Raw genomic sequence first — 22870 nt, 5'->3', positions numbered from 1 at the left:
TGCGCCGCTCTTGCCAGCGCCACCGCGGCGACTTACGTTCAGAGATCCGCCCGGCTTCTACGTGCGTAGAGCCTCCGGCGTCCCGTCCGAGGAGCAGCCATGGCCAACGTTGTACGCGCCGCACTCGTCCAGGCGACGTGGACCGGCGACACCGAGTCGATGATCGCGAAGCACGAGGAGCACGCGAGAGCCGCCGCCGCCCGCGGCGCCCGCATCATCGGCTTCCAGGAGGTCTTCAACGCCCCCTATTTCTGCCAGGTGCAGGAGCCCGAGCACTACCGCTGGGCCGAGCCCGTACCCGACGGGCCCACCGTCGTACGGATGCGGGCCCTCGCCCGCGAGACCGGCATGGTCGTGGTCGTCCCGGTCTTCGAGATCGAGCAGGAGGGCTTCTACTACAACACCGCGGTCGTCATCGACGCCGACGGCACGGTCCTCGGCAAGTACCGCAAGCACCACATCCCGCAGGTCAAGGGCTTCTGGGAGAAGTACTACTTCAAGCCGGGCAACGCCGGCTGGCCGGTCTTCGACACCGCCGTCGGCAGGGTCGGCGTCTACATCTGCTACGACCGGCACTTCCCCGAGGGCTGGCGCGCCCTCGGCCTCGCCGGCGCCCAGCTCGTCTACAACCCGTCGGCGACCTCCCGCGGCCTGTCGGCGTACCTGTGGCAACTGGAGCAGCCCGCGGCGGCCGTCGCCAACGAGTACTTCATCGCCGCCATCAACCGCGTCGGCGTCGAGGAGTACGGCGACAACGACTTCTACGGCACGAGCTACTTCGTCGACCCCCGCGGCCAGTTCGTCGGCGACGTCGCGAGCGACAAGGAGGAGGAACTGGTGGTGCGCGACCTCGACTTCGGCATGATCGAGGAGGTCCGCCGGCAGTGGGCCTTCTACCGGGACCGCCGCCCGGACGCCTACGGGGACCTGGTGCAGCCGTGAGCGCGGCGAACGGCGGCGGCGTACACCGCGATCTGCTCGCCCGGCACCGGGCCGTCCTGCCCGACTGGATGGCGCTCTACTACGCCGAGCCCATCGAGATCACCCACGGCGAGGGCCGGCACGTCTGGGACGCCGAGGGCAACCGCTACCTCGACTTCTTCGGCGGCATCCTCACCACCATGACCGCCCACGCCCTCCCGGAGGTCACCAAGGCGGTCGCCGAGCAGGCCGGCCGCATCCTGCACACCTCCACCCTCTATCTCAACCGCCCCATGGTGGAACTGGCCGAGCGCATCGCGCAGTTGTCCGGCATCCCCGACGCGCGGGTGTTCTTCACCACCTCGGGCACCGAGGCCACCGACACGGCGCTGCTGCTGGCGAGCACGTACCGCCGCTCCAACCAGGTGCTGGCCATGCGTAACAGCTACCACGGCCGCTCCTTCACCGCGGTCGGTATCACCGGCAACCGCGCCTGGTCGCCCACCAGCCTCTCCCCGCTGCAGACCCTCTACGTCCACGGCGGCATCCGCACCGCGGGCCCCTTCGCCGACCTCGACGACGCCGCGTTCATCGACGCCTGCGTCGCCGACCTGCGCGACATGCTCTCCCAGACCCGCGGCGTCGCCGCCCTCATCGCCGAACCCGTCCAGGGCGTCGGCGGCTTCACCTCCCCGCCCGACGGCCTGTACGCCGCGTTCCGCGAGGTGCTCGCCGAGGAGGGGATCCTGTGGATCACCGACGAGGTGCAGTCGGGCTGGGGCCGTACCGGCGACCACTTCTGGGGCTGGCAGGCGCACGCGGGCAACGGCCCGCCGGACATGCTCACCTTCGCCAAGGGGATCGGCAACGGCACCTCCATCGGCGGCGTCGTCGCCCGCGCCGAGATCATGAACTGCCTGGACGCCAACTCCCTCTCCACGTTCGGCGGCAGCCCGGTCACCATGGCCGCGGGCCTGGCCAACCTCGGCTACGTCCTGGAGCACGACCTCCAGGGCAACGCCCGCCGCGTCGGCGGCCTGCTCATCGAGCGGCTGCGGGCCGCCGCGGCGGGCCTCGCCTCGGTGCGCGAGGTACGCGGCCGGGGCCTGATGATCGGCATCGAGCTGGCCACCCCCGGGCACGCCGCGGCGGTGCTGGAGCACGCCCGCGCGGGCGGCCTGCTCGTCGGCCGGGGCAAGGCCGGCGAGACGCTGCGCATCGCGCCGCCGCTCTCCCTGACCGTCGCGGAGGCGGAGGAGGGCGCGGCCGTTCTCGAACGGGCCCTGCACGCCGCCGACGCGGAGACCGCCGGCTGAGGCGGAGTTCGCAAGGACGGAGGCCGGCCGTGCGCCGCGAGGCGCCCGGCCGGCCTCCGGCGGGTGGCGGCGGGTGAGCGATACCGCAACGAGGCCCCGGCCCGCGACTTCCCGAGGGAGGTGGAGGAGCTGCTTTGGCCCACGAAGGATGGCAGCCGGACGCGTACCGGCAGTAGTCACCGCTGTCACGAACAAGGCGTGCACAACGCACGGATACGGCGCCCCGCGCGCACGGCCCGCGCCACGCGGTGGCGACGGGCGGCTGCCGCGGTATTGCCGAGCGCGGTGCCATGCTTCTACGGTCTTCGCACGCAGCTCGACTCTACGGGTGTAGACCCCTGGTGACGTCGCGTCGCCGGAAGGGAGCAGAGGCCGTGAGCCGTACAGTCATCACCGGCGGTCTTGTCATCACCGCCGCCGACGAGATCCACGCCGACGTGCTCGTCGAGGACGGCCGCGTCACCGCGCTCGCCGCACACGGCAGCGACGCCGCCGCCGGCTGGCGCGAGGGCGCCGCCGTGCTCGACGCCACCGGGAAGTACGTCATCCCGGGCGGGGTGGACGCCCACACGCACATGGAACTGCCCTTCGGCGGCACGTTCGCCTCGGACACCTTCGAGACGGGCACCCGCGCCGCCGCCTGGGGCGGCACGACGACCATCGTGGACTTCGCCGTACAGAAGCAGGGCAGCGCGCTGCGCGAAGGGCTGGACGCCTGGCACGCCAAGGCTGACGCCCAGTGCAGCATCGACTACGCCTTCCACATGATCCTCTCCGACGTCAACGAGCACACGCTCAAGGAGATGGACGGCCTGGTCGAGGAGGGCGTGACCTCCTTCAAGCTCTTCATGGCCTACCCGGGCGTCTTCTACAGCGACGACGGCCAGATCCTGCGCGCCATGCAGCGCGCCGCGGGCAACGGCGGGCTGATCATGATGCACGCCGAGAACGGCATCGCCATCGACGTCCTCGTCGAACAGGCCCTCAAGGCCGGGAAGACCGACCCGCGTTACCACGGCGAGGTGCGCAAGGTGCTGCTGGAGGCCGAGGCCACGCACCGCGCCATCCAGCTCGCCCGCGTCGCCGGCAGCCCGCTGTACGTCGTGCACGTCTCCGCCGAGGAGGCCGTCGCCGAGCTGGCGCAGGCCCGCGACGCCGGCCTGCCGGTCTTCGGCGAGACCTGCCCGCAGTACCTCTTCCTCTCCACCGACAACCTCGCCGAGCCGGACTTCGGGGGCGCGAAGTACGTCTGCTCCACGCCGCTGCGCCCCCGCGAGCACCAGGCCGCCCTCTGGCGCGGTCTGCGCACCGACGACCTCCAGGTCGTCTCCACCGACCACTGCCCGTTCTGCTTCGCGGACCAGAAGGAACTGGGCCGCGGCGACTTCTCCAAGATCCCCAACGGGCTGCCGGGCGTGGAGAACCGGATGGACCTCCTCCACCAGGCCGTGCTCGACGGCCACCTCACCCGCCGCCGCTGGATCGACATCGCCTGCGCCGCCCCGGCGCGGATGTTCGGCCTCTACCCCCGCAAGGGCACCATCGCCCCCGGCTCCGACGCCGACATCGTCATCTACGACCCCGGGGCCCGCCAGACGCTCTCCGCCGCCACCCACCACATGAACGTCGACTACTCGGCGTACGAGGGCAAGGAGATCACCGGCCGGGTCGAGACCGTGCTCTCCCGCGGCGAGAGGGTCCTCGACGGCCGGGAGTTCACCGGCCACGCGGGACACGGCCAGTACATCCCGCGCGGCACCTGCCAGTTCCTGTAGAACCAGCCACCAGACCCACACCTCCGGCATCGCGACCCAAGGGGGCCGAAGTGGATTTCGGACTCGTGCTGCAGACAGATCCGCCCGCATCCGCCGTCGTCGGCCTCATGCGCCGCGCGGAGAACAACGGCTTCCGCTACGGCTGGACGTTCGACTCCACCGTCCTGTGGCAGGAGCCGTACGTCATCTACAGCCGCATCCTCGAGCACACCGACCGGCTCACCGTCGGCCCCATGGTCACCAACCCGGGCACCCGTACCTGGGAGGTCACCGCCTCCGCCTTCGCCACCCTCAACGAGATGTACGGCAACCGCACCGTCTGCGGCATCGGCCGCGGCGACTCCGCCATGCGCGTCGCCGGCCGCCCGCCCAACACCCTGGCGCGCCTCGGCGACGCCATCCGCGTCATCCGCGACCTCGCCGAGGGCCGCGAGGCCGTCGTCGACCGCGAGTCCGGCACGACGCTGCGGCTGCCGTGGGTCGAGAACGGCCGGCTCCCGGTGTGGATGGCGGCGTACGGGCCGAAGGCGCTGGCGCTCGCCGGGCAGGTCGCGGACGGCTTCATCCTCCAGCTCTCGGACATCTACCTCACCGAGTTCATGGTCAAGGCCGTCCGCACCGCCGCCGCCCAGGCGGGCCGCGACCCGGACGACCTGACGATCTGCGTCGCCGCCCCCGCGTACGTCACGGACGGCACCCCCGAGGCGCTGGCGCACGCGCGCGAGCAGTGCCGCTGGTTCGGCGGCATGGTCGGCAACCACGTCGCCGACCTGGTCGACCGCTACGGCGAGCACTCCGACGTCGTCCCCGAGGCGCTCACGGCGTACGTCAAGCAGCGCCAGGGCTACGACTACTCCCATCACGGCCGCGCCGGAAACCCGTCCACCGACTTCGTACCCGACGACATCGTGGACCGCTTCTGCATCCTGGGCCCGGTCGAGGCGCACCTGGAGAAGCTGCGCCGGCTGCGGGAGCTGGGCGTGCACCAGTTCGCGATCTACGCGATGCACGACGCGAAGGAGTCCACCATCGACGCGTACGGGAAGTACGTCATCCCGGCGCTGGCCTGAGGGGGAACCATGGTTGCCGACGCCGCGTCACCGCCCTACCCGCAGGAGCCCGCCGACGGCAGGGTGGAGCTCGCACCCTCCGACGACCTGGCCGGAAGCCGCTACGCCAACGGCGACCTGCTCCCCGTCCCGGCCGCGCGGCGGACCTGGACCACGTACAACTTCGCCGCGCTGTGGATCGGCATGGCGGTCAACGTGCCGACCTGGACGCTCGCCGCCGGCCTCATCGCGCTGGGCATGGACTGGAAGCAGGCCGTCCTCACCATCGCCCTGGCGAACGTCATCGTGCTGCTGCCGATGCTGCTGACCGGCCACGCGGGACCGAAGTACGGGATACCCTTCCCCGTCCTGGCCCGCTCGTCGTTCGGCGTGGTCGGCGCCAACCTGCCTGCGCTGCTGCGCGGCGTCGTCGCCTGCGCCTGGTTCGGCATCCAGACGTGGATCGGCGGCCAGGCGATCTACTTCCTGGGCGGGAAGATCAGCGGGGCCGGGAGCTGGTGGGCCGAGGCCGGCTCGTGGGGCGGCTATCCGTGGCCGCAGTGGCTGTGCTTCGTGCTGTTCTGGCTGGTCGAGGTCGGCATCATCCTCTTCGGCATGGAGGGGGTGAAGAAGCTGGAGAACTGGGCCGCGCCCCTGATGCTCGCGGGCGCGGTCGCCCTGCTCATCTGGATCGCCGACCAGGCCGGCGGCTTCGGCCCGCTGCTGGACGAGCCGTCCGAGCTGGGCTGGGGCACCGAGTTCTGGAAGGTGTTCTTCCCCGCCCTCATGGGCATGATCGGCTTCTGGTCGACGCTGTCACTGAACATCCCGGACTTCACGCGCTTCGGCGCCGGCCAGCGCGCGCAGATCTGGGGCCAGTCACTCGGACTGCCCACCACGATGGCCGCGTTCGCGCTGCTGTCCGTGCTGGTCACCTCGGGCTCGCAGGCGGTCTACGGCAAGCCGATCTGGGAGCCGGCGGAGCTGGCCGCGCGCATGGACACCAAACTGGGCGTCGCCTTCGCCCTGTTCGTCATCCTGCTCGCCACCCTGACGACGAACGTCGCGGCCAACCTGGTCAGTCCGGCGTACGACCTGTCGAACCTGGCGCCGAAGGCCATCAGCTTCCGCACCGGATCGCTGATCGCCTGCGCCGCGGGCATGCTGATGTTCCCCTGGGAGCTGATCGCCAACCCGGACATCTACATCTTCGTCTGGCTCGGCACCTACGGCGGCCTGCTCGGCGCGGTCGCCGGCGTCCTGATCGCCGACTACTGGCTCGTCCGCCGCACCGCACTCGCACTGCCCGACCTGTACCGCCGCGACGGCGCGTACTGGTACGCGGGCGGCTGGAACTGGCGCGGCGTCCTGGCCTTCGCGGTCGGCGGCCTGCTGGCCGTCGGCGGCTCCCACACGGACGCGGGCGCCTCCGGCCCGTACCCGGAGGACGGCCTGATCCCCTTCCTGAAACCCCTGGCGGACTACGGCTGGGCGGTGGGCCTCGGGACGTCGCTGATCCTCTACACGGCGCTGATGGCGGGGACGCGCGGCAAGGCGGTCACAGCCGGGCCAGCAGGGGCGGCAGGGCCTCGCTGATCGGCTCGCGGACGACCTCCGCCGCGCGGGTGTCGTACGGGGTCGGCTCGGCGTTGACGACGATCAGGCGGGCGCCGTGGTCGGCGGCGAGTCCGGCCAGGCCGGCGGCGGGCCGGACCTGGAGGCTGGTGCCGACGGCGAGGAAGACCTCGCACGCCTCGGCGATGGCCGCGGCCTCGCCCAGGACGGCGGGGTCGAGCCGTTCGCCGAACATCACGGTGGCGGACTTGAGGATGCCGCCGCACTCCAGGCACGGCGGGTCGGCCTCGCCGGCCTCGACCCGGGCCAGGGCGTCCGCCATCGGCCCGCGGGCGGCGCAGTTCGTGCACACGAAGCTCCGGGCGGAGCCGTGCAGTTCCAGGACCTTGCGGTCCGGCATCCCGGCGCGCTGGTGCAGTCCGTCCACGTTCTGCGTGAGGACCCGCACCGGCACACCGGCGCGCTCCAGATCCGCGATGGCCAGATGCGCCGCGTTGGGCTCGGCGAGGAGCGTGCGGTTGGCGCGTCGCATCTGCCAGGAGCGCCGCCGGATCTCCGGGTCCGCCATGTAGTAGTCGTAGGTGACGAGCTTCTGCGCCTCCGGGTCCCGGCGCCAGACCCCGTTCGGGCCGCGGTAGTCGGGGATGCCGGAGTCCGTGGAGATGCCGGCGCCGCTGAGGATCGCCACGAGAGGGCGCCGCCCCGTGCTCTCCGTCGTCGCAGACATGCGGACAGGGTACGGGCGCCCGCCCCCGGTCGCGCCACGGCTTTTCCTCGTTCGCGAAGCCGCCCTTCGGCTCGATCCGGCTCGATGACCGCCCGAACGGGACGCTGTCCCTCGTCCCCGCCGCGGCGGGCCCCCGGCCGGTGAGGGCGGACCCGACCCTTTTGGTCAAGATTCTCCAGCAATCTACGGAATCACGTATTCCCCCCTCTTCCGTGTCCAGGGTCCCCGCATGGTTCGATGGACATATGATCGACGACTTCCTGGCCTCCGCCGACGCCCTCGACCGCGTCGAGGACGCCCTGCGCAAGGCGGCGGCCGAGGAGGTCATGCCCCGCTTCCGCCAGCTCCGCGCCGACGAGATCGTGCAGAAGGACGGACCCCACGACCTGGTCACCGTCGCCGACCGGAACGCCGAGGTGCACCTGGAGCGCAGCCTCACCGCGCTGCTGCCCGGGTCCGTGCTCGTCGGCGAGGAGGGGACGCACGCCGACCGCGGGCGGCTCGCCGCGCTGCGCGAGGACGCGCCGGTGTGGATCGTGGACCCGGTCGACGGCACCCGGCAGTTCGTCCGCGGCGAGCCCGGTTTCTGCATGCTCGTCGCGCTCGCCCACCGCGGCGAGGTGCTGGCCTCCTGGACGTACCTGCCGGCGAAGGACCTCATGGCCGTCGCCCGCCGAGGCGGCGGCGCGCACCTCGTCGGCGGCGAGGAACTGCGCTCCGGCGTGCCCGAGCCCGGGCAGGAGCTCCACGTCGCGGTCTCCCACCACGACTTCACCACCGACGCCGAGAAGCGGGCGCTCGCCCGCCTCGACGTTCCCGGGGTACGGGCCCGGCCCTGCGGCTCCGCCGGCCACGACTACCTGTCCGTGGCCCGTGGCGAGATCGACGCCGTGGCGTTCTCCTGGGAGAAGCCCTGGGACCACGCCGCGGGCCTGCTGCTCGTCGCCGAGGCGGGCGGCGCCAGCGGTACGGTCGCGGGGGAGCCGTTCCGGGTGGCCGGCGGCAACGCGCTTCCGTTCACCGCGGCGCGGGACGCGGAAACGGCACGGCATATCCTGGCCCTGCTGGCCGGACCGGGCCGGGGCGTACCCGGGGCGGGACCCTAGGGTGGGCGCTCTGCCGGATCGGGCCGGCCGGGACGTTCCATCGGAAGAGCCCCGACCCCAGTCAGCGACGACGGGAGTGGCGAGGCGGATGACGACGCTGGTCGACGTGGTGGTCGTAGGCGCGGGGCCCAACGGGCTGACCGCCGCCGTCGAACTCGCCCGACGCGGCTTCACGGTCGAGGTCTTCGAGGCCCGCGACTCCATCGGCGGCGGGGCGAGCACCACCGAGCTGACCCTGCCGGGCTTTAGGCACGACCCCTGCTCCGCCGCCCACCCCTTCGGCATCGGCTCCCCGGTCTTCCGTGAGCTCCCGCTGGCCGAGCACGGCTTGGCCTGGGTGCACAGCGAACTGCCCATGGCCCACCCGTTCCCCGACGGTTCCGCGGCCGTGCTCTCCCGCTCCGTGGGCGAGACGGCGACCTCGCTCGGCACCCGCGACGCCGGCGTCTACCGGCGGCTCGTCGAGCCGTTCCTCGGGAAGTGGGAGACGCTGTCGTGGGACTTCTTCACCGCCTCGCTGCGCTCCGTGCCCCGCGACCCGGTCACCCTGCTGCGGCTCGGCCAGCTCGCCATGCCCGCCTCGCTGCTGAACCGCCGCTTCCAGGGCGTGCACGCCCGAGGCATGATCGCCGGCCTCGCCGCGCACGCGATCGCGCCGCTGCACACGCCGATCACCGCGGCCATGGCGCTGACGTTCGCGCTCGCCGGGCACGCCGTCGGCTGGCCGGTGGCCCGCGGCGGCTCGCAGGCCATCTCCGACGCGCTCGCGGCGTACCTGCGCGAGCTGGGCGGCGAGATCCACACCGGGATCGAGGTGAAGCGGCTGGACGAGCTGCCGCCGGCGCGCGCGTACGTCTTCGACACCACCCCGACCGCGCTGGCACGCATCGCCGGGCTCGGCGGCGCGTACGACGGCTTCCGCTACGGGCCCTCCGTCTTCAAGATCGACTACGCCCTGGACGGGCCCACGCCGTGGACCTCCGAGGAGGCGCGGCGCGCCACGACGGTGCACGTCGGACCCACCGAGGGTGAGATCGGCGCGGCCCTCGACGCCGCCGTGAACGGCGTCGCGCCCGCCGTGCCGTTCCTCATCTCCTGCCAGCCCACCATCGCCGACCCCACCCGGGCGCCCGAGGGCAAGCACACCTTCTGGGTCTACGGGCACGTGCCCAACGGCTGGGAGGGCGACGCCACCGAGGCCATCGAGCGGCAGTTGGAGCGCTTCGCGCCCGGCTTCCGCGACCTGGTGCTGGCCCGCGCCACCGCGGGACCGCCGCAACTGGCCGCGCGCAACGCCAACTACGTCGGCGGCGACATCGCCTCCGGAGCCTTCTCCGGCATGCAGACCCTCATGCGCCCCCGGCTCGCCCGGGTGCCGTGGGCCACGGTCCACCCCCGCGTCTTCCTGTGCTCCTCGTCCACGTACCCGGGGCCCGGCGTGCACGGGATGGGGGGCCACAACGCCGCCCGCGCGGTCTTCCGCACGCTGACGCGGTCCCGCTGACGGGCGGCGCTCCCGGGCCGGCGGGGCCGTACCGGCACCGCACCGTCATGTCGGATTCTCGCTAGCTTTCACCCTCGCGGTGGACGACGCTGGTGACATGTTCACCGATACGGAGCGCTGCGTACGGGCCGTCCAGTCCAAGGACGCCCGCTTCGACGGCTGGTTCTTCACCGGGGTGCTGACCACCGGCATCTACTGCCGGCCCAGTTGCCCCGTCGTCCCGCCGAAGCCGCAGAACATGCGGTTCTACGCCAGCGCCGCCGCCGCCCAGCAGGCCGGCTTCCGCGCCTGCAAGCGGTGCCGCCCCGACACCAGCCCCGGCTCCCCGGAGTGGAACCACCGGGCCGACCTCACCGCGCGTGCCATGCGGCTCATCGCCGACGGCGTCGTCGACCGCGACGGCGTGGAGGGGCTCGCCGCCCGGCTCGGCTACAGCACCCGCCAGATCGAGCGCCAGCTCCGCGCCGAGCTGGGCGCGGGACCGCTCGCGCTCGCCCGCGCCCAGCGCGCCCAGACCGCGCGCGTCCTCATCGAGACCTCCCCGCTGCCCATGGGCGACATCGCCTTCGCCGCGGGCTTCTCCTCCATCCGCACCTTCAACGACACCGTCCAGGAGGTCTTCGCCCTCGCCCCCACCGAGCTGCGCCGCCGCGCCGCCCGCAGCCGCGCCGGTGCCGGCACCGGCGGTACCGCCGGCGCGACCGGCACCGGCGGCGGTGCCCCCGGCGTCATCGGCCTCCGGCTGCCCTTCCGGCAGCCGCTCACCCCCGACAACCTCTTCGGCCACCTCGTCGCCACCGCCGTCCCCGGCGTCGAGGAGTGGCGCGGCGGCGCGTACCGGCGGACGCTGCGGCTCCCGTACGGGCACGGCATCGCCTCGCTCACGCCCAGGCCCGATCACATCGCCGCGCGCCTCGCCCTCACCGACCAGCGCGACCTGGCCATCGCCATCAGCCGCTGCCGCCGGCTGCTCGACCTCGACGCCGACCCCGCCGCCGTCGACGAGCAGCTCGCCCGCGACCCCCAGCTCGCCGAGCTGATCGCCAAGGCGCCCGGACGGCGCGTGCCGCGCACCACGGACGGCGCCGAGTTCGCCGTACGGGCCGTCCTCGGCCAGCAGGTCTCCACCGCCGCCGCCCGCACCCACGCGGGCCGGCTGGTCACCGCGTACGGGACGGAGATCGAGGATGCGGAAGGCGGCCTCACCCACCTATTCCCCGAGCCCGGCGCCCTCGCCGGACTCGATCCGGCCGCCCTGGCCATGCCGCGGTCCAGGCGCACCACCCTCACCGCGCTCGTCGCCGCCCTGGCCGCCGGCGATCTCGACCTCGGCGGCGGCAGCGACTGGGAGCAGGCCCGCCACCGGCTCGCCGAGCTGCCCGGCATCGGCCCCTGGACCGTCGAGGTCGTCGCCATGCGGGCCCTCGGCGACCCCGACGCCTTCCCGGCCACCGACCTCGGCGTCCGCAAGGCCGCCGCCGGACTCGGCCTGCCCGGCAGCCCCGCGGCCCTCGTCCGGCACTCCGCCGCCTGGCGGCCCTGGCGGGCGTACGCCGTGCAGTACCTCTGGGCGGCGCCGCCCGCCGGCGACCACCCGATCAACCTGATGCCCACGGAGTGAAGGACATGCGCACCCATACCACCCTCGACAGCCCCGTAGGACCCCTCACCCTCGTCGCCGAGGACGACAGCCTCACCGGGCTCTACATGACCGACCAGCGCCATCGCCCCGCCGAGGAGACCTTCGGCACCCCCGCCGACCCCGGCGACCCGCCGTTCGCGGCGGCGGCCGCGCAGCTCACGGCGTACTTCGCGGGCGAGCGCACCGACTTCGACCTGCCGCTGCACCTGGCCGGCACGCCGTTCCAGCAGCGGGTGTGGGAGCAACTGCGGCAGATCCCGTACGGCGAGACGATCTCCTACGGCGAACTCGCCGAGCGCGTCGGCAACCCCGCCGCCTCCCGCGCCGTCGGCATGGCCAACGGGCGCAACCCGGTCGGGATCATCGTCCCCTGCCACCGCGTCGTCGGCGCCAACGGCAGCCTCACCGGATACGGGGGCGGGATCGACCGCAAGAAGCAGTTGCTCGCGCTGGAGCGGCGGGAGGGCTGAGAGCCCCTGCCGCCGTGGCCGCGGCCGTTGCCGTACGGGCCCGGGGCCGGCGCTGTCGCCGGCCCCGGGCCCGATGGGCGATCCGGAGGGCTTGCGGATAGGGTCGCACCGGCGTGACCAGGACCAGAGCGAGGGGTGGCAAGTGACGCACGGATCGGTGACCCGGGTGCTGATCGCGGCCGACAAGTTCAAGGGCTCCCTCACCGCGGAAGAAGTCGCCCAGCGGGTGACCGCGGGACTGCGGAAGGTCGCGCCCGGCCTCGCCGTCGAGGCCCTGCCCGTCGCGGACGGCGGCGACGGCACGGTGGCCGCGGCGCTGGCGGCCGGCTTCGAGCGCCGCGAGGCGCGGGTCACGGGGCCGCTCGGCGAACCCGTCACCGCGGCGTACGCGCTGCGCGACGGCACCGCCGTCGTCGAGATGGCCGAGGCGTCCGGGCTGCAACTGCTGCCGCCCGGCCTCTTCGCGCCGCGCACCGCCACCACGTACGGCAGCGGCGAACTCCTGCGCGCGGCGCTCGACGCCGGGGCCCGGAGCATCGTCTTCGGCGTCGGCGGCAGCGCGACCACGGACGGCGGCGCGGGCATGCTCGCGGCGCTGGGCGGGGTCTTCCTCGACGCGGAGGGGACGCCGGTGGCCCCCGGGGGCGGACCGCTGGCGGATCTCGCCCGGGCGGACCTGAGCGGGATCGACCCGCGGTTCGCGTCCGTGGAGCTGATCCTCGCCAGCGACGTCGACAACCCGCTCACCGGCCCGGCCGGAGCACCGGCGGTCTACGGCCCGCAGAAGGGCGCGAGCGCGGCGGACGTCGAGGCGCTGGACGCTGCGCTGACGCACTACGTGCGGGTGCTGGAAGAGGCCGTGGGGCCGCGGGCTGCCGCGCTGGCGCGGGAGCCGGGCGCGGGGGCGGCGGGAGGCATCGGGTACGGGGCACTGATCGGCCTCGGCGCGGTCTTCCGGCCCGGGATCGAGGTGCTGCTCGACGTCCTGGGCTTCGAGGCGGCGGTCGCGCGGGCGGACCTCGTGATCACGGGGGAGGGCTCGCTGGACCGCCAGACGCTGCACGGCAAGGCCCCGGCGGGCGTGGCGGCGGCGGCGCGCGCGGCGGGGAAGCGGGTGGTGGCGGTGTGCGGGGGCCTGTCGATCGACGATGCGGCGCTGCGGGGGGCGGGGATCGAGCGGGCGTACGCGCTCTCGGCGGTGGAACCGGACGTGGACCGCTCGATGCGCAACGCGGGCCCGCTGCTGGAGTCGGTGGCGGAGACCCTGGCCCGCGACTACGTGGAAGCGGGGTGACCCCCCGCATCCGCCCCTCCCCGAACCCGGGCCTGCGCCCCGGCCCCCGGAACGTCATCCGGCCGGCGTGAGCGCGGTCAGCGCCGCGCGGTAGGCATCCTCCGGCTGCGCGCCTTCGAGGACCGTCCCGTCACCGAAGCGGACATAGGGCAGAGAGTCGACGTGGACGCCGAGCGCGCGGACACGGCCGAGTTCCGCGCGCAACTCGTCGGCGTCGGCGGTGCCGCCGGTGCCGGCGGCCGCCACCACCCCGGCCTCGGCGGAGAGCAGGGCCAAGGTGGTGCGGTCGGAGATCAGCAGCCCGTCGGTGAAGTACGCCCGGAACATCCGCTCCGCCATCCGCTCGCCGAGCCCTTGCCCGGCCGCGCGGGCGACCAGCCGGTGCGCCCCGAAGGTGTTGTGAACAAGGCACGGGAGAAGCGGAGATCCAGGCCGTCCGCCACGCCGAACGAGGTGTCCGAGGCGACCTGCCGCACGAACGCCTCGCCCCGGGTCCGCCTCCACACCTCGAACAGCGGCTCACCGGCGGACGGCGCCCCGGGCTCGGCCTGGAAGGGGCGAATGACGATGTCGACCCCGCCGTCGCCGCCGGCGCGATGGCGGCGGGCGGCCCGGGTGAGGCGGGTGAAGCCGAGGTAGCAACGGACGCAGGCAAGGTCCAGAGCGATCTCGGCACGGCGTACTCGGCTGGGCATGGCCGGTCCTTTCGGGGTGGTCACCAGGGGAGCGGGCCGGCGGCCGAGAAGTAGCCGCCGGTGGGGCCGCCGGGTCCGGCGGTGGCCCTGCGCACGATGATCTCGGCGCCCTCGGCGACCGTCCGGCTTCCGGCGTGGCCGTTGAAGTCGGTCGCGGTCAGGCCGCGGTCGACGGCGTTGATCCGGAGGTGCGGGAGAGCACGGGCGTACTGCACGGTGACCATGTTCAGCGCGGCCGTGGAGGAGCCGTACGACAGGGCAGGGAGCGACACGGGCACGGACGAGGTGTGGGCGGGCGGGTCCCCGGCGACGGCCGGGACCCGGCACCTGGGCGGCCGGCACCTCCTACCGGGCCGGTGACACCGTCACGTACGGCGGCCGTGGCTACCGCTGCCTCCAGCCCCACCCGGCCCTGCCCGGCTGGGAGCCGCCGAACGTCACCGCGCTCTGGCAGCCCGTCTGACCCCGATCCAGGGCGGGCAGGCCGGAAAGCCGCCGCGCCCGGGGGAGCGATTCCCCCGGGCGCGGCGGTGCGGTCGTTCTCGTACGCTACGGGCGCCCGCGGCCCCGCGGGTGCGCCCTGTGCGGCCCTGCTCAGCCCTGCGCGGCGGCGCGCGCCTCGCGGCGGCCGACGCGGAAGGTGTTCACCCGGCGGGCGGTGGCGAACAGCGGGATGGTCGCGGCCGTCACGATCTGCAGCGCGCAACCGGTCTGGAGGAGCAACTGCCCGTTCGGCGCGTCGAACGCCCACGCGCCCAGGCAGGTCATGCTGATGAAGATCCACACGAGCGTGGCCACCGCGAGCCGGCCGCGCGGCTTGGGGTACTCCACGCGGCTCACCATCAGCCAGGCCACCCCGACGATCGCCAGCAGCGTCGGCACGAACGGCAGCTCCAGCAGCACCACCGAGATCACCGTCAGTGCCCCGAAGGGGCTCGGCATGCCCTGGAAGACGCCGTCCCGCACGGTGACGCAGGAGAACCGGGCAAGCCGCAGCACCACCGCCAGCACCACCGCGACCGCGGCCACCGTGGAGACCCGCTGGTGCGCGTCGTCGGCGACCATGCCGTAGACCAGCACGAAGTACGCGGGCGCCAGCCCGAAGCTGATCAGGTCGGAGAGGTTGTCCAGCTCCGCGCCCATCGCCGAGCTGCGCAGCTTGCGTGCCACCAGGCCGTCGAAGAGGTCGAAGACCGAGGCGAGCAGCATGAGGATCACGGCGGTGGCGGCGCTGTGCCGGGCGATGCCGCCGGCGTCCTCGCCCGCCAGGTGCGGGACCAGCACACCGGTGGTGGTGAAGTAGACGGCGAGGAAGCCGCAGGTCGCGTTGGCCAGGGTGAGGGTGTCGGCGATCGACAGCCGCGTGGACAGCGGCATGTCGTCGTCGTCCTCGTCGACCTCGGGGACCCAGCCGGCCTTCGTCTCCGGATCAATCACGGTCAAGGCGCGTCACCCCCGCCGTGGTGGCCTGGCCGACGTCCACGCCGGGGGCGATGCCCTGCGGCAGGTACACGTCGACGCGGGAGCCGAAGCGGATCAGCCCGACCCGCTCGCCCTGCTCGACCTTGGTGCCGCCGGTCACGTACGGCACGATGCGGCGGGCGACCGCGCCGGCGATCTGGACCATCTCGACGTCGCCGAGCTCGGTGTCCAGGTGCCACACGACACGCTCGTTGTTCTCGCTCTCCTTGTTGAACGCCGGGACGTAGCCGCCCGGGACGTGCTCCACGGAGCGGACGGTGCCGGCCAGCGGCGCGCGGTTCACGTGCACGTTCAGCGGGCTCATGAAGATCGCGACCCGGGTGCGGCCGTCGGGCCACGGCATGATGCTCTGCACCACGCCGTCCGCGGGGGAGATGACCCGGCCCTCGGCGATCTCGCGGTCGGGGTCGCGGAAGAACCACAGCATGCCCGCCGCCAGCGCGGCGGGGGGCACGGCGGCCAGCCGGTCGGGCCAGCGGCCGCTGCGGCGGGCGCGGACGGCGGTGACGGCGGCGGTGGCCAAGGTCGGCAGGAGCCACGGCGATGCGCCGCGCGCCAGGCGGATCCGGCGGCGCGGAACGTTATCTGGGCTGTGGGGCATGTTTGACCTTCGTAGCGGGAGGGGGCCGCGGTGATGGGGGACGGCGGCTTGTCGGGGATGCTATCGGTTGGCACCGGCAACTCGGCAAGCCGAAGCGAGCTTTCGCCCGCGGGGGCCCGTGACCGGCTGCCACGTCATCCCTGCCGCCTGCCCCTGAAGCACTCCTTCAACCCTGGGACCCGTACTCCTCGAGCAGTCGCCGTCCAATGATCATTTTCTGGATCTCGGCGGTGCCTTCGCCAATGAGAAGCATCGGCGCCTCCCGGTAGAGGCGCTCGATCTCGTACTCCTTGGAGAAGCCGTAGCCGCCGTGGATGCGGAACGCGTCTTCCACGACTTCCTTGCAGTACTCGGAAGCGAGATATTTGGCCATTCCCGCCTCTAGGTCGTTACGTTCTCCGGTGTCCTTTTTGCGTGCCGCTCGCACCATCATCGCATGCGCCGCCTCGACCTTGGTGGCCATCTCGGCCAGTTTGAACTGGATCGCCTGGTGGCGGGCGATCTGCCGGCCGAAGGCGTGCCGCTGCTGTGCGTAGCCGACGCCGAGCTCGAAGGCGCGCTGCGCGACGCCGCAGCCGCGCGCCGCGACGTTCACGCGGCCCACCTCCACCCCGTCCATCATCTGGTAGAAGCCCCGGCCCGCCCCCTCGGGGCCGCCGAGCACCCGGTCGGCGGGGACGCGCAGCCCGTCCATGATCAGCTCGGTGGTGTCGACGCCCTTGTAGCCCATCTTGTCGATCTTGCCGGGGATGGTCAGCCCCGGCTTCACGGTGCCGAAGCCCGGCTCCTTCTCCACCAGGAACGTCGTCATCGACCGGTGCGCGGGGGCCTCGGGACCCAGCCCCTCGTCCGTCCGGCAGAGGACCGCGACCAGCGACGACGTGCCGCCGTTGGTGAGCCACATCTTCTGGCCGGTGAGCAGGTAGTCGCCGCTCTCCCCGTCCCGTACGCCCTTGGACTTGATCGCCGCGACGTCGGAGCCGAGCCCGGGCTCCGACATCGAGAACGCGCCGCGCACCTCACCGGCCGCCATCAGCGGCAGGAAGTGCTCCCGCTGCTCCCGGGTGCCGTGCTGCTTGATCATGTAGGCCACGATGAAGTGCGTGTTGATGATCCCCGACACGCTCATCCAGCCGCGGGCGATCTCCTCCACGCACAGCGCGTAGGTGAGGAGCGACTCGCCGAGACCGCCGTACTCCTCCGGGATCATGAGGCCGAAAATGCCCAGTTCCTTCAGGCCCTCGACGATCTGCGCGGGATACTCGTCGCGGTGCTCCAGGCCGGTGGCCACCGGCAGGATCTCCTTGTCGACGAAGCCGCGGACCGTGGCGACGATCTCGCGCTGGACCTCCGTCAGTCCCTCCGTCTGCGCCAGCCGTCCCATCACCGCTCCCCGCCGCGCCCGGCCGGCTCCGGACGGCCCGGCTGCTCGCCGCCGCGCTCCCGGACGTACGCCTCCGTGGGCACCATCACCTTGCGCCGGAAGACGCAGACCAGGGTGCCGTCCTGTTTGTGGCCGCGGGTCTCGACCTGCACGATGCCGCGGTCGTCCTTCGACTTCGACGGCCACTTGTCCAGCACGGTCGTCTCGCCGTAGACCGTGTCCCCGTGGAAGGTGGGCGCCACGTGCTTCAGCGACTCGACCTCCAGGTTGGCGATCGCCTTGCCGGAGACGTCCGGCACGGACATGCCGAGCAGCAGTGAGTACACGTAGTTGCCGACGACGACGTTGCGGCCGAAGTCGGTGGCCTCGCCCGCGTAGTGCGCGTCGAGGTGCAGCGGGTGGTGGTTCATGGTCAGCAGGCAGAAGAGGTGGTCGTCGTACTCGGTGACGGTCTTGCCCGGCCAGTGCTTGTACACCGCGCCCGGCTCGAACTCCTCGTAGGTGCGTCCGAACTGCATGTCAGCCCTCCGGCGGGGTGAAGGCGGTGGTGCGGGTCATGCCGGCGGCGCGGCCCTTGCCCGAGATGACGAGGGCCATCTTGCGGCTCGCCTCGTCGATCATCTCGTCGCCGAGCATCGCGGAGCCCTTCCTGCCGCCCTCGTCCGACGTGTGGTACTCGTACGCGTCGAGGATCAGCTCGGCGTGGTCGTAGTCCTCCTGGGACGGCGAGAAGACCTCGTTGGCGGCCTCGACCTGGCCCGGGTGCAGCACCCACTTGCCGTCGAAGCCGAGCGCGGCGGCGCGTCCCGCGACCTCGCGGAAGCCGTCGACGTCGCGGATCTGGAGGTACGGGCCGTCGATGGCCTGGAGGTCGTGGCTGCGGGCGGCCATGAGGATGCGCATGAGGATGTAGTGGTAGGCGTCGGCCGGGTAGCCGGGCGGCTGCCGGCCGACGACCAGGGACTTCATGTTGATCGACGCCATGAAGTCGGCGGGCCCGAAGACGATGGTCTCCAGCCGGGGCGAGGCGGCGGCGATGGCGTCGACGTTCACCAGCCCCCTGGCGTTCTCGATCTGCGCCTCGATGCCGATGCGGCCGACCTCGAAGCCCATCGTCTTCTCGATCTGGGTGAGCAGCAGGTCGAGCGCGGTGATCTGCTCGGCGTCCTGGACCTTCGGCAGCATGAGGCAGTCCAGGTTCGGCCCGGCGCCCTCGACGACGGTGATGACGTCGCGGTACGTCCAGTGCGTGGTCCAGTCGTTGACCCGCACCACCCGCGTCTTGCCGCTCCAGTCGCCCTCGTTGAGGAACGTCACGATGGTGTGCCGCGCGTCGGGCTTCGCGAGCGGCGCGCAGGCGTCCTCCAGGTCCAGGAACACCTGGTCGACGGGGAGCCCCTGGGCCTTCTCCAGGAACCGGGGGCTGGACCCCGGAACGGCGAGGCAGGAACGCCGCGGCCGCAGCCGGTCGGACGGGGTGGGGGCGGGGCTCATGCGGGGACCTCCTGGTCCGGCTTGTTCGCCAGTCGGATCTCGTCGACGATACGAAAGCCCGCTGCGCGGGGCGCGTACGGTTGTGCTGCCGGTGCGCAGGTGTCCTCCGGGCCACGGCAAACCAGGTCCGCCGTCCGTTCCCGGGCCCTTCCCCTCAGCCCGTGGCCTGGCTTCGGTGCGACGGCGCGGGGGTGCCGTCGCCGCCTGGGGGCGGGGCTCATGCGGGGACCTCCTGGTCCAGCTTGTTCGCCAGTCTGATCTCGTCGACGATACGGCCGATGATCTGCGTGATTCCGAAGTCCTTCGGGGTGAACACGGCCGCCACCCCCGCGGCGCGCAGCGCCTCGGCGTCCGCGGCCGGGATGATGCCGCCGACGACCACGGGCACGTCGCCCGCGCCCGCCCGGCGCAGCAGGTCCAGGACGTCGGGGACGAGTTCCGCGTGCGAGCCGGAGAGGATGGACAGGCCGACGCAGTGCACGTCCTCGGCGACCGCGGCGGCCGCGATCTGCTCCGGCGTCAGCCGGATGCCCTGGTAGACGACCTCGAAGCCGGCGTCCCTGGCGCGTACGGCGATCTGCTCGGCGCCGTTGCTGTGCCCGTCGAGACCCGGCTTGCCGACCAGCAGCCGCAGCCGGCCGCTGCCCAGTTCCGCGGCGGTGGCCGCGGCCCGGTACCGTACGGCGGTGAGCGCGGCCTCGCCGCCCGTCTCCGCCGCCGGGACGGCGACCGGCGCGCCGCCGACGCCCGTGGGGGCGCGGAACTCGCCGAAGACGTCGCGCAGCGCCCAGGCCCACTCGCCGGTGGTGGCGCCGGCGCGGGCGCACTCCAGGGAGGCGGGCATCAGGTTGGCCGTACCCGCCGCGGCGGCCTTCAGCGCCGTCAGCGCGCGCTGCACGCGCGGCTCGTCGCGGGAGAGCCGCCACTCGTGCATCGCGGCGACGACCCGCGCCTCCACGTCCGGGTCGACGGTCATGATCGCGGCGTCCAGGTCCGCGGTGAGCGGGCTGGGCTCGGTCTCCGTATGGCAGTTGACGCCGACGATCTTCTCCTCGCCCGACTCGATCCGGGCCCGCCGCTCGGCGTGCGAGGCCACGAGCCGCGCCTTGAGATAGCCGGACTCCACCGCCGCGACGGCACCGCCCAGCCGCTCGATGTGCGCCATCTCGGCGGTCGCGCCCTCGACCAGTCCGGCCACCCGCGCCTCCACCACGTGGCTGCCGTCGAAGAGGTCGGGGTGCTCCAGCAGGTCGCTCTCGTAGGCCAGCACCTGCTGGATGCGCAGGCTCCACTGCTGGTCCCACGGGCGCGGCAGGCCCAGCGCCTCGTTCCAGGCGGGCAACTGCACGGCGCGGGCGCGGGCGTCCTTCGACAGCGTCACGGCCAGCATCTCCAGCACGATGCGCTGGACGTTGTTCTCCGGCTGCGCCTCGGTCAGGCCGAGGGAGTTGACCTGCACGCCGTAGCGGAAGCGGCGCTGCCGGGGGTCCTCGATGCCGTAGCGCTCGCGGGTGAGGGTGTCCCAGATGCGGGTGAACGCCCGCATCTTGCACATCTCCTCGACGAACCGGACCCCGGCGTTGACGAAGAAGGAGATCCGGCCGACGACGTCGCCCAGCTTCTCCGGAGGCACCTGGCCGGAGTCGCGGACCGCGTCCAGGACGGCGGTCGCGGTGGCCATCGCGTACGCGATCTCCTGCACGGGCGTCGCGCCCGCCTCCTGGAGGTGGTAGCTGCAGATGTTGATGGGGTTCCACTTCGGCATCTTCCCGACGGTGTACGCGATGGTGTCGGTGGTCAGCCGCAGCGAGGGGCCGGGCGGGAAGACGTACGTGCCGCGGGAGAGGTACTCCTTGACGATGTCGTTCTGGGTGGTGCCCGCGAGCTTCGCGACGCCCGCCTCGTCCAGGCCCTGCTCCTCCGCGACCACCTGGTAGAGCGCCAGCAGCCACATCGCGGTGGCGTTGATGGTCATGGAGGTGTTCGTGCGCTCCAGCGGGATGCCCGCGAAGAGGCGGCGCATGTCGCCGAGGTGCGAGACGGGCACGCCGACGCGGCCGACCTCGCCGCGGGCCAGCACGTGGTCGGGGTCGTAGCCGGTCTGGGTCGGCAGGTCGAAGGCGACGGACAGGCCGGTCTGGCCCTTGGCGAGGTTGCGCCGGTACAGCTCGTTGGACGCCTCGGCGGTGGAGTGGCCCGCGTAGGTGCGCATCAGCCAGGGCCGGTCCTTGGCCGCCATCACACGTTCCCTGCGTGCTCGACGGCCCGCTCCCGCACACCCGGGCGGCCGGGTGCCGCGGCCGGTTGCCTCCCAGGCGCGGGGTCGCCGCGGAAGAGGTTGATCGCGTCGATGTGCGCCGCACGCTTCTCCTCGTCCCGCACGCCCAGGCCCTCGGCGGGGGCGAGGCAGAGCACGCCGACCTTGCCCTGGTGCAGGTTGCGGTGGACGTCGTACGCCGCCTGGCCGGTCTCGGCCAGCGGATAGGTCCTCGACAGGGTGGGGTGGATCCGGCCCTTGTCGACGAGGCGGTTGGCCTCCCACGCCTCGCGGTAGTTGGCGAAGTGTGAGCCGATGATCCGCTTCAGCGACATCCACAGGTAGCGGTTGTCGTACTCGTGCACGAAGCCGGAGGTCGACGCGCAGGTGACGATGGTGCCGCCGCGGCGGGTGACGTAGACGGAGGCGCCGAAGGTCTCCCTGCCGGGGTGCTCGAAGACGATGTCGACGTCCTCGCCGCCGGTCAGCTCGCGGATGCGCGCGCCGAAGCGCTTCCACTCGCGCGGGTCCTGCTCGTGCTCGTCGCGCCAGAAGCGGTAGTCCTCGCCGCGCCGGTCGATGATCGCCTCGGCGCCCATCCGGCGGCAGATCTCCGCCTTCTCGGGGCTGGAGACCACGCAGATGGGCGTGGCGCCGCCGGCGAGCGCGAACTGCGTGGCGTACGAGCCGAGTCCGCCGCTCGCGCCCCAGATGAGCACGTTGTCGCCCTGCTTCATGGCGGCGCCGTTGCGGGAGACGAGCTGGCGGTACGCGGTGGAGTTGACCAGCCCGGGGGCGGCGGCCTCCTCCCAGGACAGGTGGTCCGGCTTGGGCATGAGCTGGTTGGACTTCACCAGCGCGATCTCCGCCAGGCCGCCGAAGTTGGTCTCGAAGCCCCAGATGCGCTGCTCGGGGTCGAGCATCGTGTCGTCGTGGCCGTCGGCGCTCTCCAGCTCCACCGACAGGCAGTGCGCCACCACCTCGTCGCCGGGACGCCAGGCGACGACGCCGGGTCCGGTGCGCAGCACCACGCCGGCGAGGTCGGAGCCGATGACGTGGTACGGCAGGTCGTGGCGCCTGGCGAGGGGGGAGAGGCGGCCGTAGCGCTCCAGGAAGGCGAAGGTGGACAGCGGCTCGAAGATCGACGTCCAGACCGAGTTGTAGTTCACGGAGCTGGCCATGACCGCCACCAGGGCCTCGCCGGGGCCGAGTTCCGGCACCGGCACCTCGTCCAGGTGGAGCGACTTGCGCGGGTCCTTCTGCCGGGTGGTGAGCCCTTCGAACATCTCCGTCTCGTCCTTGTGCACCGTCACCGCCCGGTAGGACTCGGGCAGGGGCAGGGAGGCGAAGTCGGCGGCGGTGCTGTCGGGTGCCTGAATCGCGGCGAGTATCTCGTTCATGGTGCTGCCTCCGGCGAAGCGTGTCGGGGACGCTTGAGGGACGTCGGGGGTGAGAGCTGGGCGGCGGTTCGGCTCCGGCGGTGCGGCCGGTGTGCGTGGTACGGGCGCGGTGGCGCCCCGGCGCCTGTGACGAGGCGCGGACCGGGCGCGCGAGCCGGGGCTCGCGGGGACAGCCGGC

20 protein-coding genes and 2 pseudogenes are annotated in these 22870 nt (G+C 72.8%); 11 read left to right on the top strand and 11 right to left on the bottom strand.

Translation table 11 applies throughout. From position 1 onward, the window contains the following. The first annotated feature begins 99 nt into the window (after window positions 1-99). The 5 genes from FB457_RS08615 to FB457_RS08595 all read left to right on the top strand — a co-directional run bounded on the left by FB457_RS08615 (window position 100) and on the right by FB457_RS08595 (window position 6657). Complete coding sequence (locus FB457_RS08615) at window positions 100-942, top strand: nitrilase-related carbon-nitrogen hydrolase (RefSeq protein ID WP_047018773.1); 843 nt, start codon at window positions 100-102, stop codon at window positions 940-942. Window positions 943-1010: 68 nt separating this feature from the next. Continuing rightward, a complete protein-coding gene (locus FB457_RS08610) occupies window positions 1011-2237 on the top strand; it encodes an aspartate aminotransferase family protein (RefSeq protein ID WP_047020483.1) in 1227 nt (408 codons plus the stop codon). Window positions 2238-2611: 374 nt separating this feature from the next. Beyond that, window positions 2612-4012 (top strand): dihydropyrimidinase, encoded by a 1401-nt coding sequence (gene hydA / locus FB457_RS08605; RefSeq protein WP_047018774.1) that lies wholly within the window; start codon window positions 2612-2614, stop codon window positions 4010-4012. 50 nt (window positions 4013-4062) lie between these two features. Continuing rightward, the gene (locus tag FB457_RS08600) at window positions 4063-5082 is read left to right on the top strand and encodes a TIGR03842 family LLM class F420-dependent oxidoreductase (protein WP_047018775.1); all 1020 of its coding nucleotides are present in this window, start codon (window positions 4063-4065) and stop codon (window positions 5080-5082) included. A gap of 9 nt (window positions 5083-5091) precedes the next feature. Beyond that, window positions 5092-6657 carry an NCS1 family nucleobase:cation symporter-1 gene (locus FB457_RS08595; protein WP_047018776.1) on the top strand — a complete coding sequence of 522 codons (1566 nt, stop codon included), beginning with the start codon at window positions 5092-5094 and terminating at the stop codon, window positions 6655-6657. Here FB457_RS08595 and FB457_RS08590 read toward each other — a convergent pair. Further along, window positions 6620-7363 (bottom strand): Sir2 family NAD-dependent protein deacetylase, encoded by a 744-nt coding sequence (locus tag FB457_RS08590; protein WP_145781403.1) that lies wholly within the window; start codon window positions 7361-7363, stop codon window positions 6620-6622. The two genes, FB457_RS08595 and FB457_RS08590, sit on opposite strands and share 38 nt — an antisense overlap. A 245-nt stretch (window positions 7364-7608) precedes the next feature. On the opposite strand from FB457_RS08590, the gene FB457_RS08585 reads away from it, so the two are divergent. From FB457_RS08585 to FB457_RS08565, 5 genes are all read left to right on the top strand, one after another. Next, window positions 7609-8469: an inositol monophosphatase family protein gene (locus FB457_RS08585; RefSeq protein ID WP_047018778.1), complete on the top strand. Its 861-nt coding sequence runs from the start codon at window positions 7609-7611 to the stop codon at window positions 8467-8469. A gap of 88 nt (window positions 8470-8557) precedes the next feature. Further along, window positions 8558-9973 (top strand): phytoene desaturase family protein, encoded by a 1416-nt coding sequence (locus FB457_RS08580; protein ID WP_145781401.1) that lies wholly within the window; start codon window positions 8558-8560, stop codon window positions 9971-9973. Window positions 9974-10070: 97 nt separating this feature from the next. After that, complete coding sequence (locus FB457_RS08575; RefSeq protein ID WP_047018780.1) at window positions 10071-11594, top strand: AlkA N-terminal domain-containing protein; 1524 nt, start codon at window positions 10071-10073, stop codon at window positions 11592-11594. A 5-nt stretch (window positions 11595-11599) separates the two neighbouring features. Further along, a complete protein-coding gene (locus FB457_RS08570; protein WP_047018781.1) occupies window positions 11600-12085 on the top strand; it encodes a methylated-DNA--[protein]-cysteine S-methyltransferase in 486 nt (161 codons plus the stop codon). A gap of 157 nt (window positions 12086-12242) precedes the next feature. Next, on the top strand, window positions 12243-13379 hold the full coding sequence (locus FB457_RS08565) for a glycerate kinase (RefSeq protein ID WP_047020484.1): 1137 nt from the start codon (window positions 12243-12245) through the stop codon (window positions 13377-13379). Between the two features lie 54 nt (window positions 13380-13433). Here FB457_RS08565 and FB457_RS35980 read toward each other — a convergent pair whose 3' ends face one another. From FB457_RS35980 to FB457_RS08555, 3 genes and pseudogenes are all read right to left on the bottom strand, one after another. Next, window positions 13434-13757, bottom strand: coding sequence for a thioredoxin domain-containing protein (locus FB457_RS35980; protein ID WP_486588976.1), 324 nt, complete (start codon window positions 13755-13757; stop codon window positions 13434-13436). Continuing rightward, on the bottom strand, window positions 13673-14074 hold the full coding sequence (locus FB457_RS35975) for a thioredoxin domain-containing protein (RefSeq protein WP_486588980.1): 402 nt from the start codon (window positions 14072-14074) through the stop codon (window positions 13673-13675). The genes FB457_RS35980 and FB457_RS35975 overlap by 85 nt, the downstream gene beginning before the upstream one ends. A gap of 20 nt (window positions 14075-14094) precedes the next feature. After that, window positions 14095-14388, bottom strand: a pseudogene (locus FB457_RS08555) (short-chain dehydrogenase); the annotation flags it as partial. Window positions 14389-14411: 23 nt separating this feature from the next. Here FB457_RS08555 and FB457_RS35970 point away from each other — a divergent pair. Then, window positions 14412-14537, top strand: a pseudogene (locus tag FB457_RS35970) (carbohydrate-binding protein); the annotation flags it as partial. Between the two features lie 131 nt (window positions 14538-14668). On the opposite strand, the gene pssA reads toward FB457_RS35970, so the two are convergent. From pssA to ccrA, 7 genes are all read right to left on the bottom strand, one after another. Continuing rightward, window positions 14669-15517, bottom strand: a complete 849-nt coding sequence (pssA, locus tag FB457_RS08545) for a CDP-diacylglycerol--serine O-phosphatidyltransferase (protein WP_078898493.1) — start codon at window positions 15515-15517, stop codon at window positions 14669-14671. Further along, complete coding sequence (locus FB457_RS08540; RefSeq protein WP_047018782.1) at window positions 15504-16157, bottom strand: phosphatidylserine decarboxylase; 654 nt, start codon at window positions 16155-16157, stop codon at window positions 15504-15506. The genes pssA and FB457_RS08540 overlap by 14 nt, the downstream gene beginning before the upstream one ends. A gap of 166 nt (window positions 16158-16323) precedes the next feature. Further along, a complete protein-coding gene (locus FB457_RS08535) occupies window positions 16324-17541 on the bottom strand; it encodes an acyl-CoA dehydrogenase family protein (protein WP_047018783.1) in 1218 nt (405 codons plus the stop codon). Next, window positions 17541-18059 carry a MaoC family dehydratase gene (locus tag FB457_RS08530; RefSeq protein ID WP_047018784.1) on the bottom strand — a complete coding sequence of 173 codons (519 nt, stop codon included), beginning with the start codon at window positions 18057-18059 and terminating at the stop codon, window positions 17541-17543. The genes FB457_RS08535 and FB457_RS08530 overlap by 1 nt, the downstream gene beginning before the upstream one ends. A gap of 1 nt (window position 18060) precedes the next feature. Then, on the bottom strand, window positions 18061-19035 hold the full coding sequence (locus FB457_RS08525; RefSeq protein WP_047018785.1) for an HpcH/HpaI aldolase/citrate lyase family protein: 975 nt from the start codon (window positions 19033-19035) through the stop codon (window positions 18061-18063). A gap of 217 nt (window positions 19036-19252) precedes the next feature. Further along, the gene (locus FB457_RS08520) at window positions 19253-21274 is read right to left on the bottom strand and encodes a protein meaA (protein WP_047018786.1); all 2022 of its coding nucleotides are present in this window, start codon (window positions 21272-21274) and stop codon (window positions 19253-19255) included. Beyond that, window positions 21274-22692 carry a crotonyl-CoA carboxylase/reductase gene (gene ccrA, locus FB457_RS08515; protein WP_145781399.1) on the bottom strand — a complete coding sequence of 473 codons (1419 nt, stop codon included), beginning with the start codon at window positions 22690-22692 and terminating at the stop codon, window positions 21274-21276. Before ccrA ends, FB457_RS08520 begins: the two co-directional genes overlap by 1 nt. Window positions 22693-22870: the final 178 nt, after the last annotated feature.

The sequence above is a fragment of the Streptomyces sp. CNZ287 genome (assembly GCF_007827615.1).
Note: the sequence above shows the minus strand (reverse complement) of the source record. Positions and strands in the feature narration are given on the sequence as shown.